Annotated in this window: 16 protein-coding genes and 1 tRNA gene; 8 read left to right on the top strand and 9 right to left on the bottom strand. The window is 32.0% G+C overall.

Annotated features, from left to right (window positions below; all coding sequences use genetic code 11):
* Position 1: 1 nt before the first annotated feature.
* A complete protein-coding gene (locus J8M14_RS10635; RefSeq protein WP_211074591.1) occupies positions 2-523 on the top strand; it encodes a DUF3124 domain-containing protein in 522 nt (173 codons plus the stop codon).
* An 11-nt stretch (positions 524-534) separates the two neighbouring features.
* Here J8M14_RS10635 and J8M14_RS10630 read toward each other — a convergent pair whose 3' ends face one another.
* From J8M14_RS10630 to J8M14_RS10620, 3 genes are all read right to left on the bottom strand, one after another.
* Positions 535-954, bottom strand: coding sequence for a pyridoxamine 5'-phosphate oxidase family protein (locus J8M14_RS10630; protein ID WP_211074590.1), 420 nt, complete (start codon positions 952-954; stop codon positions 535-537).
* Between the two features lie 661 nt (positions 955-1,615).
* Positions 1,616-1,689, bottom strand: a tRNA-Arg gene (locus J8M14_RS10625).
* A 122-nt stretch (positions 1,690-1,811) separates the two neighbouring features.
* Entirely contained in the window at positions 1,812-2,309 is a 498-nt protein-coding gene (locus J8M14_RS10620) for a TlpA disulfide reductase family protein (protein WP_211074589.1), read from the bottom strand.
* 68 nt (positions 2,310-2,377) lie between these two features.
* Between J8M14_RS10620 and J8M14_RS10615 the strand changes: the two genes are divergently transcribed.
* Positions 2,378-2,890 carry an adenine phosphoribosyltransferase gene (locus tag J8M14_RS10615; protein ID WP_211074588.1) on the top strand — a complete coding sequence of 171 codons (513 nt, stop codon included), beginning with the start codon at positions 2,378-2,380 and terminating at the stop codon, positions 2,888-2,890.
* 60 nt (positions 2,891-2,950) lie between these two features.
* Here J8M14_RS10615 and J8M14_RS10610 read toward each other — a convergent pair whose 3' ends face one another.
* The 5 genes from J8M14_RS10610 to J8M14_RS10590 form a co-directional block, all read right to left on the bottom strand.
* The gene (locus tag J8M14_RS10610; RefSeq protein WP_211074587.1) at positions 2,951-3,763 is read right to left on the bottom strand and encodes a hypothetical protein; all 813 of its coding nucleotides are present in this window, start codon (positions 3,761-3,763) and stop codon (positions 2,951-2,953) included.
* A 322-nt stretch (positions 3,764-4,085) separates the two neighbouring features.
* On the bottom strand, positions 4,086-4,349 hold the full coding sequence (locus tag J8M14_RS10605; RefSeq protein WP_211074586.1) for a hypothetical protein: 264 nt from the start codon (positions 4,347-4,349) through the stop codon (positions 4,086-4,088).
* A 32-nt stretch (positions 4,350-4,381) separates the two neighbouring features.
* Positions 4,382-4,846 carry a hypothetical protein gene (locus J8M14_RS10600; RefSeq protein ID WP_211074585.1) on the bottom strand — a complete coding sequence of 155 codons (465 nt, stop codon included), beginning with the start codon at positions 4,844-4,846 and terminating at the stop codon, positions 4,382-4,384.
* 135 nt (positions 4,847-4,981) lie between these two features.
* Positions 4,982-6,598 carry a M56 family metallopeptidase gene (locus tag J8M14_RS10595; RefSeq protein WP_211074584.1) on the bottom strand — a complete coding sequence of 539 codons (1,617 nt, stop codon included), beginning with the start codon at positions 6,596-6,598 and terminating at the stop codon, positions 4,982-4,984.
* A gap of 3 nt (positions 6,599-6,601) precedes the next feature.
* A complete protein-coding gene (locus J8M14_RS10590; protein WP_211074583.1) occupies positions 6,602-6,958 on the bottom strand; it encodes a BlaI/MecI/CopY family transcriptional regulator in 357 nt (118 codons plus the stop codon).
* 181 nt (positions 6,959-7,139) lie between these two features.
* Between J8M14_RS10590 and J8M14_RS10585 the strand changes: the two genes are divergently transcribed.
* Positions 7,140-8,093 carry a calcium/sodium antiporter gene (locus J8M14_RS10585; protein WP_211074582.1) on the top strand — a complete coding sequence of 318 codons (954 nt, stop codon included), beginning with the start codon at positions 7,140-7,142 and terminating at the stop codon, positions 8,091-8,093.
* Between the two features lie 103 nt (positions 8,094-8,196).
* Here the strand turns inward: J8M14_RS10585 and J8M14_RS10580 are convergent, their stop codons facing one another.
* Positions 8,197-9,222: a glutamine synthetase beta-grasp domain-containing protein gene (locus tag J8M14_RS10580; protein WP_211074581.1), complete on the bottom strand. Its 1,026-nt coding sequence runs from the start codon at positions 9,220-9,222 to the stop codon at positions 8,197-8,199.
* 219 nt (positions 9,223-9,441) lie between these two features.
* Here J8M14_RS10580 and J8M14_RS10575 point away from each other — a divergent pair, with 219 nt between their 5' ends.
* From J8M14_RS10575 to J8M14_RS10555, 5 genes are all read left to right on the top strand, one after another.
* On the top strand, positions 9,442-11,628 hold the full coding sequence (locus J8M14_RS10575) for a glutamine synthetase III (protein WP_211074580.1): 2,187 nt from the start codon (positions 9,442-9,444) through the stop codon (positions 11,626-11,628).
* A 334-nt stretch (positions 11,629-11,962) separates the two neighbouring features.
* Entirely contained in the window at positions 11,963-13,501 is a 1,539-nt protein-coding gene (locus J8M14_RS10570) for a hypothetical protein (protein WP_211074579.1), read from the top strand.
* Positions 13,502-13,586: 85 nt separating this feature from the next.
* Positions 13,587-14,099, top strand: coding sequence for a hypothetical protein (locus J8M14_RS10565; RefSeq protein WP_211074578.1), 513 nt, complete (start codon positions 13,587-13,589; stop codon positions 14,097-14,099).
* A 15-nt stretch (positions 14,100-14,114) separates the two neighbouring features.
* Complete coding sequence (locus J8M14_RS10560) at positions 14,115-14,834, top strand: CsgE family curli-type amyloid fiber assembly protein (RefSeq protein ID WP_211074577.1); 720 nt, start codon at positions 14,115-14,117, stop codon at positions 14,832-14,834.
* A gap of 6 nt (positions 14,835-14,840) precedes the next feature.
* On the top strand, positions 14,841-15,245 hold the full coding sequence (locus J8M14_RS10555) for a curli production assembly/transport component CsgF (RefSeq protein WP_348772839.1): 405 nt from the start codon (positions 14,841-14,843) through the stop codon (positions 15,243-15,245).
* Positions 15,246-15,250 lie beyond the last annotated feature (5 nt).

Here is a 15,250-nt window from a genome sequence, read left to right as displayed (position 1 = left end):
CATGAATTTCAAAAACTTTTTTTTCATCCTGTTGTCTATAGTCATTACATATTCTTGTACAAAACAAAATCCCAACAAGGAATTAAAACAGGGAATTTTAAAGGAGAATAAAATACCTGAGAGTGATGATGGATTTAGTTACCCTATTAAGAAAGAACTATATGTTCCTATCTATTCTGATATTTATAACAAAACAAAGGATTTTCGATTTCAGCTTACCGCTACACTTAGTATCAGAAATACAAGTCCGAGAGATTCTCTTTTTATAAAAAATGTAGATTACTATAATACTACGGGAGATTTTGTTCGCGCATATATCGAACAGCCAATCTATTTGAAACCTTTAGAGTCTATTGAATATGTAATTGAAGAAGAAGACACAGCTGGGGGAAGCGGTGCTAACTTTTTAATAACTTGGGGCGCCAATCAAACTATAGTTCCAATTTTTCAGGGTGTAATGGTTGGTGTTTCTGGTCAACAAGGATTTGCTTTTACCACTGAAAGTATCATAATATCTGAATAATAATGAATTTATCATAAATAGTCTTTGGTAAAAATATTATTAGATTCTCTATTTAAATCATCCCAATAATCTGCCTTTAAAATTTCAAATTTTATGGCAGTTAATGTATCTTTTTTTCTTTTCTTGGCATACACAATATCTTCTTCATTATATAATTCTTTTAACCTCTCCTGATCCTCAACGATTTCACTTTTACCGTATAAACTTAAAAAATAGGATGATTCTGGCTTGCTATAAATCAAAACAGCTTCATTAGAGATTAATAAATTTTGGTTGCAAACACTATATTTATCACTTAAGAACCATATATTCCCATTGTTATCAAATTCTTTAGTTTGTAATAATGAAGTATGAGGTGGTGAATACCCTAATTTGGTAATCAAAATAGCATTTTGTATTTCTTCTATAGTATTTCTTATATTGCTTTTCAATCTTTTTATTCAAAATAAATTATATTTTAAAATTACAAAATAGGAGTTGATTTAAAGATCAACTAAATATTAATTCTTCAAATAATAATTAATTGTTCTATTACTTTTCTCAAAAAAAAACAATCGTGTTAAGTAACAAGTGTTTGTTTTTATAATGGATAGAGATGTCTTGGTAGAATAAGAATGGGGAATTTAATTTCAAATGGAATGCTATGATTTGTACGCAGTATATCGTATTTTGTTAAGATAAAAACTTATGAGTTAAGAGCTTTTTTATAAACTTCTAAACATCTTTCCCCTGCTTTACGATGTCTACTATTTTAGCGAGATGTTTATTAAACCTTATAAACCCTTATTCTTTTTTTTAAAAAATAAGCAGGTCCGTTTAAATCTTTAAAACTACATAACCGAAGTAAAATCAAATTTGTTATTACATTAATAGAGTTTTTATAATTTATTCGATAATCAACAATTTTTTAGAAAACTCAAACTGAAAAGGTTCTGGAAAGAAATTGATGACGAGTTTATACTAATCTATTTTGATATATTCTTAAATAAATATTTTCAACAAGCTTATATTATATTAGAGGTTTTAGTGCAAATTTTGTGCAAATAAAAAAGAGTTGCAGTGATTTATTTCTACAACTCTTTGATAATGAAGTGACCTCGGCAGGATTCAAACCTGCAACCTCTTGAGCCGTAATCAAGTGCACTATTCAGTTATGCTACGAGGCCTTTTTGCGGGTGCAAATATAATTTAAATATATGTTACAAACCAAACTATTTTTGTCAAAATTTATAATGACCAAAATGTTAAAGGAAATGTACTATTTTTTTAAGAGAATTAATATGATTAACTATTGTAATATGTCTAAGTGTTTAACAATATTCTTATCAGTAGCCTTGGTAGCTTTAAACAGGTCGATCTTTCCAGAAGGGTTTATAATGATATATCTAGGTATCCAGCCTACATCCAGGAAATCACAGAAGGGACTTTTTTTCCATCCTTTTTTGATAAGGTAATGATCACCATATCCGATTTGGAATTTTTCAATTCCTTTTCTCCATTTGGTTTGTTCGTGATCTACCGTTAAAAAAACAAACTGTACACTTGGATAGGTTTTTTGTAATTCATTGACCTTGGGCATGCCAACGATACAATCTTTGCACCAGGAGGCCCATATATCTATAAAAACAACTTTGCCTTTATGTTTTTTCAATACAGACTCAAAAGTGATCTCATTGCCTTTAAGATCAACAAAAATATCTTGTAGAGATGCTTCATTGAACTCAGTTGGGGGAGGAGAGCACGAAATAATTAAGTTTCCTAGCAAGAAAAGTATGACAAACCTCATATTAGTTTTTTTTAACAGTTAGTAAACTAAATTGAAGTAAAAGTAGTATTTTTCTTTATTTTCGGGGCATGAAGATAAATGATTACATTCGAGATATTCCTGATTTTCCAAAACCAGGGATAGTGTTCAAAGATATCACGCCATTATTAGCGGACTCAAAAGCATTAGTGTATTGTGCAGATCGGTTAACAAGCTTTTGCCCAAAAGACATAAAAATTGATAAAGTTATCGGGATAGAATCCAGAGGCTTTATTATTGGCCCTATGATTGCTGAACGATTACAAGCTGGATTTGTTCCAGTAAGAAAAAAAGGAAAACTTCCTTATCGGGTAAAGTCCGTAAAGTATAGTTTAGAGTATGGAGAAGATACTCTAGAGATTCATGTTGATGCGATTAAACCAGGAGAGCATATTTTGATACATGATGATGTTCTGGCCACTGGCGGGACTGCTAAGGCGGTATGCGATTTGGTACAGCAGCTAGGTGGAGTAGTGGTGCAATGTAATTTTATTATGCAACTTGAGTTCTTAAATGGAAACGATAAATTAGATGTTCCTGTAGCTTCTCTTGTGGATTATTAATAAAATAAAAGCCTTCAATATTTGAAGGCTTTATAATCAAACTCCATTTATATACAATAACTACTTTTTTGTAGTAGCGATTATGGCACCGTCCTTGGCTTTGTCACCATAGATGCTTATTGCGGTTTTTGGTTTTAAGAAATCTACAACTTCTAACTTATCTGATTTGGCTAATTCATCTAAATGATCAAAGTCTGATTCATTACCGTCAATAATGATTAATTTTTCTATGTCAGGGTTGTCTATAAAATTAAATTTTTGTGATCTAGCGTTTTGGAATGGGTGAAGTGATTGGCCATTAAATATAAAATTTTGATCTTCATCAAAAGAAAAGGATTTCATCATTTGATCCTTAAATTTTTTAATATCAAAATGTCCTTGGAAGAATAAAGAATCCTTGTCTTTATCAAAATCGAAATCAAAAGCGAAATTATGTTTCTCCATCAGGCTGTCTAGATCAATTTTGGGATAACTAAATCCAGATTGATTTTTCCACGCCATAATATCGAACATTCCTGAATTGGTGATATAAAGATTATCATCTTTGTAGCCTAGTTCTATTTCAGAAATTGGAGTGTTTGACGAAGACGAATATTGACTTTTAGAGTCGCCTTTTTTAAGTATAATACTTAAACTGGTCATCTCATTGTTTTCGTTATATCCTACTTTTTTAATGACAAGTTCTATATCGTTTTCTGCAAAGAATATCTTTAAATCTTCTAATTCTTGCTCTGAAGTATTTTTGTTAATAATAGCAGTAATTTCATTGTCTTGAAAAGATACAGATGTTACGCCATTATTAAGTTCTGGGGTAAATGCTGTTAGGGGTAGCATACCTAGTACGCTCACACCTATAATGATCCATTTCTTCATACTAAATATATTTATTGGTTATTTAAGATGTTTTTATGATTCATCTTAATTACGAAGAATATTTAGTAGTGTTGCAAAAAGTTTATAAAGGGTGTGATATTCTAGCTTAAAGCCCTTTTGGTAACATATAGCCTCCAACCAAATATGAGTAATTGTAGTTTTGAAGCTTTGCTTAAATCTAAGCGCCTTTTAGTAAAACTAGGCAGTATGAGTTTGTTGATTTTAGCAATAACGGAGAATAGTTGTTTTTTCATAATGTAAAAATAAATAAACTTTAAAAAAATACATTACTTATTTTGTCTAGATGTTTTTATCTAATGAGTTAGGGTGTGGCAGTAATTATAAGGTTAGGTTTAAGATTATTTCTAAATTCAATAAAACAAGTAAAATGCCAATTGTATTCTTTCGAAAATTTAACTCCTTCTCTCATGCTTTTAATTTTTTTTGCATTTTTGAGCAAAATAATCCCTTCTTTGGTGTCTATATCGAATTTTAATAATGCTTCTTGAGAAGGGATGACTTCAACTCCTTGAAAAATATAATGTTGTCCAATAAGATCAGAATTTTTATAAGGGATGTCATCCATTAAATAAATACTTTCTTTCGTGGTATTATAGATTATTTTTTTACAAACTTTTTTTGTATAACATCTTCGAAGCGAAAGTATTCAACATCGATAAAACTAATTTCTTTGAATTTATTCTCTGAATCTAACTCTATTGCTATTGTAATTTTATGTATAGGTGTATCATTGTCTATATCCGTAAATGTACCTTGTTGACCATTGGGATCTGTATAATCGATATGAATTTTAGATATTTTATTTTCTTTATTATATGCTATAGCCTTAAGCTCTAAGATTACCTTAACTTCTTTCTTTGCTTTTCGGACAATTTCTTCTAATTCATTTTTTGTCGTAGAAGGCGTTATTGTATAGGTAAGATAATTTAGGGATTGATAATCTTTATCTTTATAAAAGTTAGGTTGGTCATTATTGAAACCTAACATTATTGGAGACATAAGTATTAGAAAAATAAATGGTTTCCAGGTTTTCTTGTATTTATTCTTCTTTTGGTATAGCATGATAATAAATTTTATACGGGTCATCCATAAAAGTCTCCAGTAATAGGGAATAGTTGTTATTTTATAAGGTAAAAGTAAATAAAAAAACTCGCTTGATTAGAGCGAGTTTTTAAGTGATTTCTATCACTGGATACTTTATTTCTTTTTGGTTATAATTTCTATAACTCCATTTTTGGCTTTTTCACCATATTTCTTAATAGCTTTTTCTCCTTTTAATACATTCATGGTTTCGATATTTTTAGAATCCAAAGCTTTCATTTCTTTTTTAGAAACTTCTTTGCCGTCTATTATAATTAGAGGTTCTTTTCCAGAATTTCCAGTAATAAAAGCAAAGGTTTTGTTATCGTTTGTGTGTATGTCAAAAACATTGTCAGAATCATTTTCGTGGATTTCTTCGATAATCACTTTTCCATTCTTGTCTTTTTTTCTAATAATTTTAGTGTTTGCATCATCTCCAATAAAAATGAATTCATGATTTTCATCATTGTCTGGGTGTATCTCTATGATTTCTGTTCTTTTTCCCGATTTTTCGCCTCCGTTTCCTACTACAAACGTACTTTTATGATTACTTTGACTAATATTTATCTTATCCTTTTTGCTATTATATGATATCGCTAAAGCAGCAATAGGATGTTCATCGTGTTGTACCGCATAATTAGTTTTGCTATTTTCAGAAGAAATATCGATACTAATTCCTGTAATCTCATTAGCATTATTTCGTTCTATTTTGCCAAATTTTATATCAACTTGATATTCGTTTTTGAATATTTTTTTGATTTTTTGAAGGTCTTCTTTTGAAGAATTTTTGTTTACAATAAACTCTATGGTATTACTCTGTGCTTTTGAAGAAGAAAAAACATACTCATTACTATCTGTTGATTCTCCTGGTTGGAACTTGGTAATTTCTTTGGTGTTAAAACTCCATAAGAACAATGAAATTAGAGGTAGAATTAAGAAGAGTTTCCATAGGTTTTTTCTTTCTGATGTTTGCTTGTTTAACATGACTATTCGTTTTTTGATTAATGATTGATAAAAATTATTGGTAATGGAAGAGTAATTGTTTGATGATACCTTTACCAATGTTAATTGATATTCTTTTTTTGATTGTACTATATCTACTGTTTCTCGATCGGCAATAAACTCTAAATTTTGTTCTAAAGATTTTTTATATATCCATGCAATTGGATTAATCCATTGAAAAACATGTAATAGATTAGCGATAAGCACATCTATGGTGTGATGTTGTACAGCATGTGTTTTTTCATGTTTAATGATCATTTCTAATTCATGATCAGAATGTAAAGAAGGATTGTATACTATAGATTTAAAAAATGAAAAAGGAGCTACGTCTTCTGAAGTCTTTATTAAATAAAAACCTCCATCTTTTTGTTTTCTACCATTAAGAAGCAGTCTTTTTAGGGATAATAGCTGAAGCCCAAAACGAATAGATAATAGAAGTACTCCAGCAGAATATATAATGAAGGCTAAATACCACCAATTAATTATACTAGAGGTGTTTTGGGTAGAAGGTATAACTGTATAGTCACCTAAAATATTTGGGTTTTGGATATTGACAAATTCTATATGCGTAAATTCAACGAAGGGTAATGATAAAGAAGAGATGATTCCGATAATTAAAAAATGTCTGTTTATCGTAAAGAAAGTATCTTTTCTCAAAAGAAAATAATATACAAGATAGAATATAACAAGTATTCCACTGGCTTTAAGAAGGTAAATTAAAAAAGCTTCCATTTCTTATTTTTTTTGTTCAATTACTTCTAAAATTTCGCGTAATTCATCTGCTGTGATCTTTTCTTCCTTGGCAAAGAAGGATACCATATTTTTATAAGAATCATTAAAATATTGCTTCATTGCTTTGCTAACAAATTTGTTTCGGTACTCTTCTTTGGTAACAATAGGGTAGTATTGATGGGTTTTTCCAAAAGCTTTATGATTAACATATCCTTTTTCTTCCAGATTACGAATTATAGTAGAAACTGTGTTATAGTGAACAGTGTTTTTTAATTCTGCCTGTACTTCTTTTGCAAAGGCTTTCTCCAGCTTCCATATAGCTTGCATGATTTCTTCTTCTTTGTTAGTAAGTTTTTCCATGAAAAAATTAAGTTTTGACCAAATGTATAACTATGATTTTAGTTTTACAACTATTTTTATAGTTATTTAACTATTTTTGTAGTTTTTGATAGATTTGTAAAATATTTTTAGTTAAAAAAAATATGGTAACATCTTAGACATAAAGAAGACTTATCCTATATTCGCAACCAAATATTATGCTATGATTCTAAGTGTGTTTTATGTACTGATTGGTCTTGTGCTTCTTGTAGTAGGAGGAGAATTTTTGGTTAGGTCTTCTGTAGCGTTGTCTTTTAGGCTGAAATTATCCAAAATGGTTATTGGACTCACAGTGGTTTCCTTTGCTACATCTGCTCCAGAGCTTTTGGTTAGTATACAAGCTGCCTTAGATGGTCTTTCAGATATTTCTTTGGGAAACGTGGTTGGCTCTAATATTGCTAATATTGGATTGGTGTTAGGAATTACTGCGATAATAGGCCCATTAGCCATTGATAAAGATTTTTATAAGTTCAATTGGCCTGTGATGGTGTTACTATCTTTGGTGTTGTACTTTTTTCTGAATAATGATGGTGTATTGACTCAATTAGAAGGTGTTATTCTATTTGCTTCATTATTGACTTACCTTTTTTTATTGATTAGAAGATCGCGAAAATTTGCTGACCTTACACTAGAGGAGGTAGATGATTCTTTACAAAAGACTTCTAATTTTAAAATTTTTGTTTGGCTTCTGATAGGTGCTGGAGCTTTATATTTTGGTTCTGAATTATTGGTAAAAGGAGCAGAAAATATAGCGCTAAAACTTGGAGTGAGTGAAGGTGTCATTGCAGTAACTCTTATTGCAGTAGGGACTAGTGTTCCTGAGCTTGCGGCTTCAGTGATAGCAGCATTAAAACAGGAAAAAGCAATTTCTTTGGGTAACCTTATAGGATCTAATATCTTTAATATAGCTTCAGTACTTGGAATCACAGCAATGATACAGCCTATAGCTGTAAAGGATGAAGCACTATTGAGTATAAATATTTATTGGATGCTGGCCTTTGCGGTAATTCTTCTTCCGTTAGCTTTTATACCAAAGAAAATGATTCTAAATCGTCCCAAAGGGCTTTTGATTTTTGTAGGGTACTGTGTTTTTGTGGCCTTGGTTTTTATAAAATAAGGTATTTAATATATTTTCCAATTGAATAAAAAAACACCTCTAAGAATTCTTAGAGGTGTTTTTTGCGTTTAACCAACATGGTTAGTTTGTGTTCTGGTATTTGTTAAGCATTTACTGCAGAAACGTCAGCTGTTTTAACAGTTTTTACAATTCTAGCAGCAATCTTATATGGGTCACCATTAGAAGCGGGACGACGATCTTCTAACCAACCTTTCCATCCGTTTTCTACAGTGATAATTGGTATTCTTATTGAGGCACCTCTATCAGAAACTCCATAAGAGAACTCATTGATAGATTGTGTTTCGTGCTCTCCAGTTAATCTTTGATCATTAAATTCACCATAAACAGCAATGTGTTCTTTAGTTACAGGTCTGAAAGCTTCACAAATAGTTTCATAAACTTCTTTAGAACCACAAGTTCTTAATACTTCATTAGAGAAGTTAGCGTGCATACCTGAACCATTCCAGTCTCCTTTAATTGGTTTCGGGTGATATTCTATATAATAACCATATTTTTCTGTAAGGCGATCTAATAAATAACGAGCTATCCATATTTCATCTCCAGCTTTCTTAGCACCTTTAGAGAATAATTGAAACTCCCACTGTCCACTAGCAACTTCTTGGTTAATACCTTCAAAGTTAAGTCCGGCATCAATACAAAGATCAGCATGTTCTTCTACAAAATCTCTTCCGTGAGTGTTTTTTCCACCTACAGAACAATAGTACATACCTTGTGGACCAGGATAACCGCCAACAGGGAACCCTAATGGAAGTTGAGTATTCTTATCCATGATAAAGTATTCTTGCTCAAAACCAAACCAGAAATCATTGTCATTATCATCAATAGTAGCTCTTGCATTAGACTCATGTGGAGTACCGTCTGCATTTAGAACTTCTGTCATTACTAAGTATCCATTTCTTCTAGTTGGATCAGGGTAGATAGCTACGGGCTTTAATAAGCAATCAGAAGATCCGCCTTCTGCCTGTCTTGTAGAACTACCGTCAAAAGACCACATAGGGCAATCTTCAAGCTTTCCGCTAAAATTTTCCTCAATTTTTGTTTTACTTCTTAGATTAGCAGTTGGTTTGTAACCATCCAACCAAATGTATTCTAATTTAGCTTTACTCATAATTAACACTTTATAGATTGAACTCTTAAGATGCCAAAATTAATTGATCTTTCTGTATAACCAAAAAAAACAGGGGGGTTATAGTTAACTTTATTATCATTTTTATTAACACCCTACTTTTTAGGGGGGTATTTTTAAAAATTATCAATTTTAAAAGATGATATTTCTCATATTGACAATAAAAACTTCTTATATATTTGTAATAAAACTAACTTCATTATGTCTACACTAAGATTTCAAGCTCTAAAAGAAACATTAAATCGTGATTCTGTGATAGTTGCTGAGACAGAACGTCGCTCTGTATTGTTTGGTGAAAATGTATTTAATCAGTCTACGATGATGCAGTCTTTAACTAAAGATGCATACAACAGTGTGATGGATGCAATAGAGCACGGTTCTAAAATTGATCGTAAGATTGCAGATCAGATTGCATCAGCTATGAAAGACTGGTCCTTATCAAAAGGAGTGACCCATTACACACACTGGTTTCAACCTCTTACTGGAGCTACTGCAGAAAAACATGATGCTTTTTTCGAAACCATAGGTAATGGTATGGCTATAGAAAGATTTGGAGGAGGTCAACTGGTACAGCAAGAGCCTGATGCATCTTCTTTTCCGCATGGAGGAATTCGTAACACTTTCGAAGCAAGAGGGTATACGGCTTGGGATCCAACGTCTCCAGCTTTTATTTATGGCACTACTTTATGTATTCCTACTGTTTTTGTAGCCTATACTGGTGAGGCATTAGACTATAAAACTCCATTATTGAGGGCATTACATGCTGTGGATCAGGCTGCTACCGGAGTGGCTAAATATTTTGATAAAAATGTGAAAAAAGTGAATGCATCTCTTGGGTGGGAGCAGGAATACTTTTTAATAGATAATGCATTGGCAGAATCACGTCCGGATATAGTGATGACCGGTAGAACGTTGTTAGGACATTCTTCAGCAAAAGGTCAGCAATTGGATGATCATTATTTTGGTAGCATTCCTACCAGAGCTTTAAATTTTATGATGGATTTAGAAGTGGAGTGTATGAAATTGGGTATTCCTGTAAAGACTCGTCATAATGAGGTGGCTCCCAATCAGTTTGAATTAGCTCCAATATATGAAGAAACAAATTTAGCAGTAGATCATAATTCCCTTTTAATGGATGTTATGAGTAAGGTAGCTGCAAGACATAAATTAAGAGTATTGTTGCATGAAAAACCTTTTGCAGGTGTTAACGGATCAGGAAAACATAATAATTGGTCTTTGTCAACAAATACAGGTGTTAATTTATTAGGACCTGGTAAAACTCCAATGAGTAATCTTCAGTTTTTGACATTTTTTATTAATACTATCAAAGCTATCAATGATAATGAAGAATTAATGAGGGCCGGGATTGCTTCTGCTAGTAATGATCATCGCCTAGGAGCTAATGAAGCACCACCAGCAATAATGTCTGTTTTTATCGGAGAGCAATTAACAGCTGTGCTCAAAGAGCTTGAGGGAGTTACCGATGGAAAACTTTCACCTCAGGAAAAGACAGATTTAAAATTGAATGTAGTTGGTAAGATACCGGAAATTTTGCTTGATAATACTGATCGTAATAGAACTTCTCCTTTTGCCTTCACAGGAAATAAATTCGAATTCAGGGCAGTTGGATCTAAAGCCAATTGTGCTAATCCAATGACTATTCTTAATACTATTGTTGCAAAACAATTAGTAGAATTTAAAAAAGAAGTTGATGTTTTGATAGATAAAAAAGACTTGAAAAAAGATGAAGCTGTATTTAATGTACTAAGAGAGTATATTAAAAAATCTAAGAATATTCTTTTTGAAGGAAATGGATATAGTGATGAGTGGGAAAAGGAAGCTAAGAAAAGAGGGTTAAGTAATAATAAAACTACTCCAGAGGCATTAAAAGCTAAGGTTTCTAAAGAGAATATTGCTCTTTTTGAAGAAATGGGAGTAATGAATAAAATTGAAGCTGAAGCTCGTTATGAAATCGAGATTGAAGAATATGTAATGCGTATCCAGATCGAAGGGCGTGTACTTGGAGATATTGCTCGCAATCATGTAATTCCCACAGCTATTAGGTATCAAAATATGCTGATTAATAATGTTTCGGGATTAAAGGATTTATATGAAAAAGACTTTAAGAAGTATGCAAAAGAACAAATGGAAATCATTGAAGAAATCTCAGAATATATAGGAAAGATTAATGCTAAAGTTAATGAAATGACTAATGAAAGAAGGAAAGCTAATAAACTAACAGATATAGAGAAAAAGGCTGCTGCTTATTGTAATGTTGTAAAACCTTTATTTGATCAAATTAGGTATGGATGTGATAAATTGGAGCTTTTGGTGGATGATGAATTATGGCCTCTTACTAAATATAGAGAACTTTTGTTTACTCGTTAAGTAAGAATTGACTTACTTAATTCATTTTAGTATAATTTTTAACAAAATAATAATAACTGTTAAAACATTGATAAAACCGTAGAGAATCTTATTTTTTACGGTTTTTCCGTAATGTATTTTATCGAATTCTTATGAAATATGTAAAATAGCTGCGGTATTTCCCTAAATTTGCCAATGTCAAGATGATTTTTTTAATTGACACTGCCCCCTAGAGTCCCCTATTAAGTTACATTTTGTTTACCTCGAGAATTATAGAAAGTAATTTCTATGTTCTTGCCTTATGCTCTGACTTTAAGTTATGGAAATTTATTAATCATTTTAATTTATAATACGTATGAAAAAAGTAATTCTTAGTGTAGTAACTTTACTCAGCGCGTCAATTATGATCGCTCAGTCTAATTCAAGCAACGTTAGCCAGACGGGGAATGATAATGCTGCTGATGTTACCCAGGTAGGAAGCAATAATGCTTCTATGACAATTCAGGAAGGTAATTCCAATAGTGCAATTGCAATCCAGGGTAGTGACCTATTCAATTCTAGAGATGGAATTGTAGAACAAACGCAAGTAGGGGATAAAAACTCTGCTACGGCACAACATGAAGAAGATTTAAATGAGGTTTACCAAGAGCAAATAGGTAATGGAAACTCTGCAAGTGCAACTCAAAATCTAGCATTTTTTGGAGGGTCTAACTTTACCAGTCAATCACAAGAAGGAAATAAAAACACTGGTGTAGTGTCTCAAGAAGGTACAGCAAATACTGCTTTCCAGATTCAGATAGGTGATGATAATGCTGCAACAACTGCTCAAGAAGGAGATTTTAACTTTAGTGGTATACTTCAAGATGGAGCTTCTAATGTTGCTACTATGGCTCAAGTTGGAACTTTTAACAATTCAGAACAATTTCAAGTTGGCGAGGCTAATATGGCAGAAGGAGAACAGTGGGGAGAAGGTAATTCTCTTCTTCAGGATCAAAGAGGTGGAGGTAACGTAGCAACTTCTTTACAGGGTAGTAGCTTTTTCGACTCTAGAGGAGGTCAAGTTCAACAAATACAAATAGGAGACGAGAATACAGCATTTGCTAATCACGAAGAAGATGACAATACTATTCTTCAAGGACAGGTAGGTGACGGTAACAGCGCTTCTGCTGCTCAAAACCTGGGTTCTTTTGGAGGTAATAACTTCTCTATTCAGGTTCAATTTGGTAATGGTAATATTGCAGAAGTATCTCAGAACGGAAGTAATAATAGCGGTGACCAAGATCAAAATGGTGATGAGAATTTAGCTGGTTCCTCTCAGAGTGGTACAGATAATACATCAGTACAAGCACAAAGTGGGATAGGTAACTTGGCAACTTCTATTCAAGGAAGTTTCTTCTTCGACTCTAGAGGAGGTGTAGTAGATCAGTCTCAATCAGGAGAAGAAAACACTGCATTTGCACAACACGAAGAGGATAACAATGTTATTACTCAGCTTCAAATAGGAAATGGTAACAGCGCTTCTGCTACCCAAAACCTTGAAGCTTTTGGTGGAGAAAACTTCTCACAACAATTCCAAGTAGGAAACGGAAACATTGGTGAGGTATCTCAAGAAGGAGATTTTGATGGTGGAGTATTTGAAGCAGTAGGAAATATTGCTAGTCAAATCCAATTGGGTGATAACAATACAGCTATTACAGATCAGAATGGAGCTGGTAATATAAGTGATATCCTTCAGGATGGAACTATGAACGTTGCTCTGGATACTCAGTTTGGAACTGATAACTTTACGTTTGTTACTCAGACAGGAGATATGAACACGAGTACAATATTACAGAACGGTTCAAATAACTCTGCTGTAGTGACTCAAACAGGTGGAGGAACAATCACACCATAAGAATTAAATTTTCACTAAATTTATGAAGAGTTATGTCTATGTAAAAATAGCATAGCTCTTCTCTTAGTTTTTAAAATTACTATGTATGAGGTATTATAAACAAATATGTTTTTCATTGTTTTTTATGTTTTGTGGGCTTTTAATATCTGCACAGGAAAAAAATGAAGAACAAGTTTTGCTATCTGATCAGAGCAAGTTTATTACGCTTTCTCAGGTAAATAATAATTTATTGCTAGCTAGTGATAGAACTGCTTCAGGAAACACGAATTCAGTTTTTATTCAACAAATTGGAGCGGATAATACCATTGTCTCAAACATCGTTGCAAAAACCTCTGATATTAAATTATTTCAAAACGGAAATAGCAATACTATAGAAATAGATGAATCTTCAAAAGAGATCAATAAGTTAATTACCCAGAATGGTAATAATAATTCAGTAATTGATTTTTCTTTTAATCCTGATATATCTACTAATTTAGAATTGATACAGAATGGAGATAATTTAACTTTTGAGAGATTCGGAAGCAATGAATTATCAAAGAATCTGAAATTTAATATGTCTGGCAATGCTAGAACTATTATTATCAGAAGTTTTTAACTGAGGTTTGTTACAATGAAGTTGAAACTACTTATACTTTTAACTTTTGTTTTTCAAGTGAGTTTTGCTCAGTTTACTAATACAGATGTAGTAGCTAAAATTAAAACTTCGGTTATAGATGATATTGTTGCGATAACAGCTACCGCAATTAATAGAACAGAAGTATATAAAAGTCTTACATATACTTTTTCTGTTTTTAGGACAGATGATCAAAATAATAAATCCAAGAATAGTCAGGATGGAAGATTTGCTTTAGAACCAAATGAAAACAAACAGTTGTCAATAACTTCAATTAATACAAATGAGAGTGATAAAATAGTAGTACTTTTACTTATTTATGAAGAAGATAAAATAATAGCCAAGGATCGTATAGCGTTTAATGAGGAAAAAAAGGCTAAGGATACCGAGCAAGAGGCTTCTGATGATGGTATAGAACTAAAAGGAATTGTAGTAGAAGAAACTAAAACCAAACCGGGAAAGGACTTTTACGATTTTTTTTATAACTCTTATACGTTGAATCAAATTAATGGAAGCAGGATAGTAGGGGTTTATGAAAAATTGAGTTTTGGGAGAACTACAATTATTCAGGTTAAAATTGGGGATAATGTTATTCACGAATTTATAGGGAAACCTGATTTGGAATATCTGGAACAGATGTCAAAAATTGCTATCAGAAAAGTATATAAATATTTTAAAGATCTAAAGAATCAAAAGAATGATATTTTTCAATACTAATAAATTATGATGAGGATAGTAATTACAATATTTATTGTTTTTGTATCATATAATTTTAGTTTCGGACAGGATTTGGTGTATCGACCTAAGAATCCTGCGTTTGGAGGTGATACATTTAATTATCAATGGTTACAAGGCTCTGCAGAGGCACAAAATGACTTTGCAGATCAAGGTCAGGATCGTGATGAAAGATCTGACCTAGAAAGGTTTACAGAGGGGCTTAACAATCAATTGCTAAGCCAGATTTCCAGAACTTTATTTAATGAGCAATTTGGCGATGAAGGTCTTACCGAAGGAACTTTTAGTTTTGGAAGTTTATTTGTCGAAATTTTTCCTTCTTCAGAGGGTTTGGTGATTAATATTCTGGATACCAACACCGGAGACCAATCCCAAGTAATAATTCCTAATTAATAATT

Origin of the sequence: Aquimarina sp. MMG016 (genome assembly GCF_018100805.1) — a bacterium.
Taxonomy (GTDB): domain Bacteria; phylum Bacteroidota; class Bacteroidia; order Flavobacteriales; family Flavobacteriaceae; genus Aquimarina.
This window is presented reverse-complemented; position numbering and strand designations above follow the sequence as displayed.

Bases quoted from the DNA above. Each gene is read 5' to 3' on its own strand.
- J8M14_RS10635 (WP_211074591.1), top strand. From the start codon at position 2: ATGAATTTCAAAAACTTTTTTTTCATCCTGTTGTCTATAGTCATTACA.
- J8M14_RS10620 (WP_211074589.1), bottom strand. From the start codon at position 2,309: ATGAGGTTTGTCATACTTTTCTTGCTAGGAAACTTAATTATTTCGTGC.
- J8M14_RS10615 (WP_211074588.1), top strand. From the start codon at position 2,378: ATGAAGATAAATGATTACATTCGAGATATTCCTGATTTTCCAAAACCA.
- J8M14_RS10610 (WP_211074587.1), bottom strand. From the start codon at position 3,763: ATGAAGAAATGGATCATTATAGGTGTGAGCGTACTAGGTATGCTACCC.
- J8M14_RS10605 (WP_211074586.1), bottom strand. From the start codon at position 4,349: ATGGATGACATCCCTTATAAAAATTCTGATCTTATTGGACAACATTAT.
- J8M14_RS10600 (WP_211074585.1), bottom strand. From the start codon at position 4,846: ATGCTATACCAAAAGAAGAATAAATACAAGAAAACCTGGAAACCATTT.
- J8M14_RS10595 (WP_211074584.1), bottom strand. From the start codon at position 6,598: ATGGAAGCTTTTTTAATTTACCTTCTTAAAGCCAGTGGAATACTTGTT.
- J8M14_RS10590 (WP_211074583.1), bottom strand. From the start codon at position 6,958: ATGGAAAAACTTACTAACAAAGAAGAAGAAATCATGCAAGCTATATGG.
- J8M14_RS10585 (WP_211074582.1), top strand. From the start codon at position 7,140: ATGATTCTAAGTGTGTTTTATGTACTGATTGGTCTTGTGCTTCTTGTA.
- J8M14_RS10580 (WP_211074581.1), bottom strand. From the start codon at position 9,222: ATGAGTAAAGCTAAATTAGAATACATTTGGTTGGATGGTTACAAACCA.
- J8M14_RS10575 (WP_211074580.1), top strand. From the start codon at position 9,442: ATGTCTACACTAAGATTTCAAGCTCTAAAAGAAACATTAAATCGTGAT.
- J8M14_RS10570 (WP_211074579.1), top strand. From the start codon at position 11,963: ATGAAAAAAGTAATTCTTAGTGTAGTAACTTTACTCAGCGCGTCAATT.
- J8M14_RS10565 (WP_211074578.1), top strand. From the start codon at position 13,587: ATGAGGTATTATAAACAAATATGTTTTTCATTGTTTTTTATGTTTTGT.
- J8M14_RS10560 (WP_211074577.1), top strand. From the start codon at position 14,115: ATGAAGTTGAAACTACTTATACTTTTAACTTTTGTTTTTCAAGTGAGT.
- J8M14_RS10555 (WP_348772839.1), top strand. From the start codon at position 14,841: ATGATGAGGATAGTAATTACAATATTTATTGTTTTTGTATCATATAAT.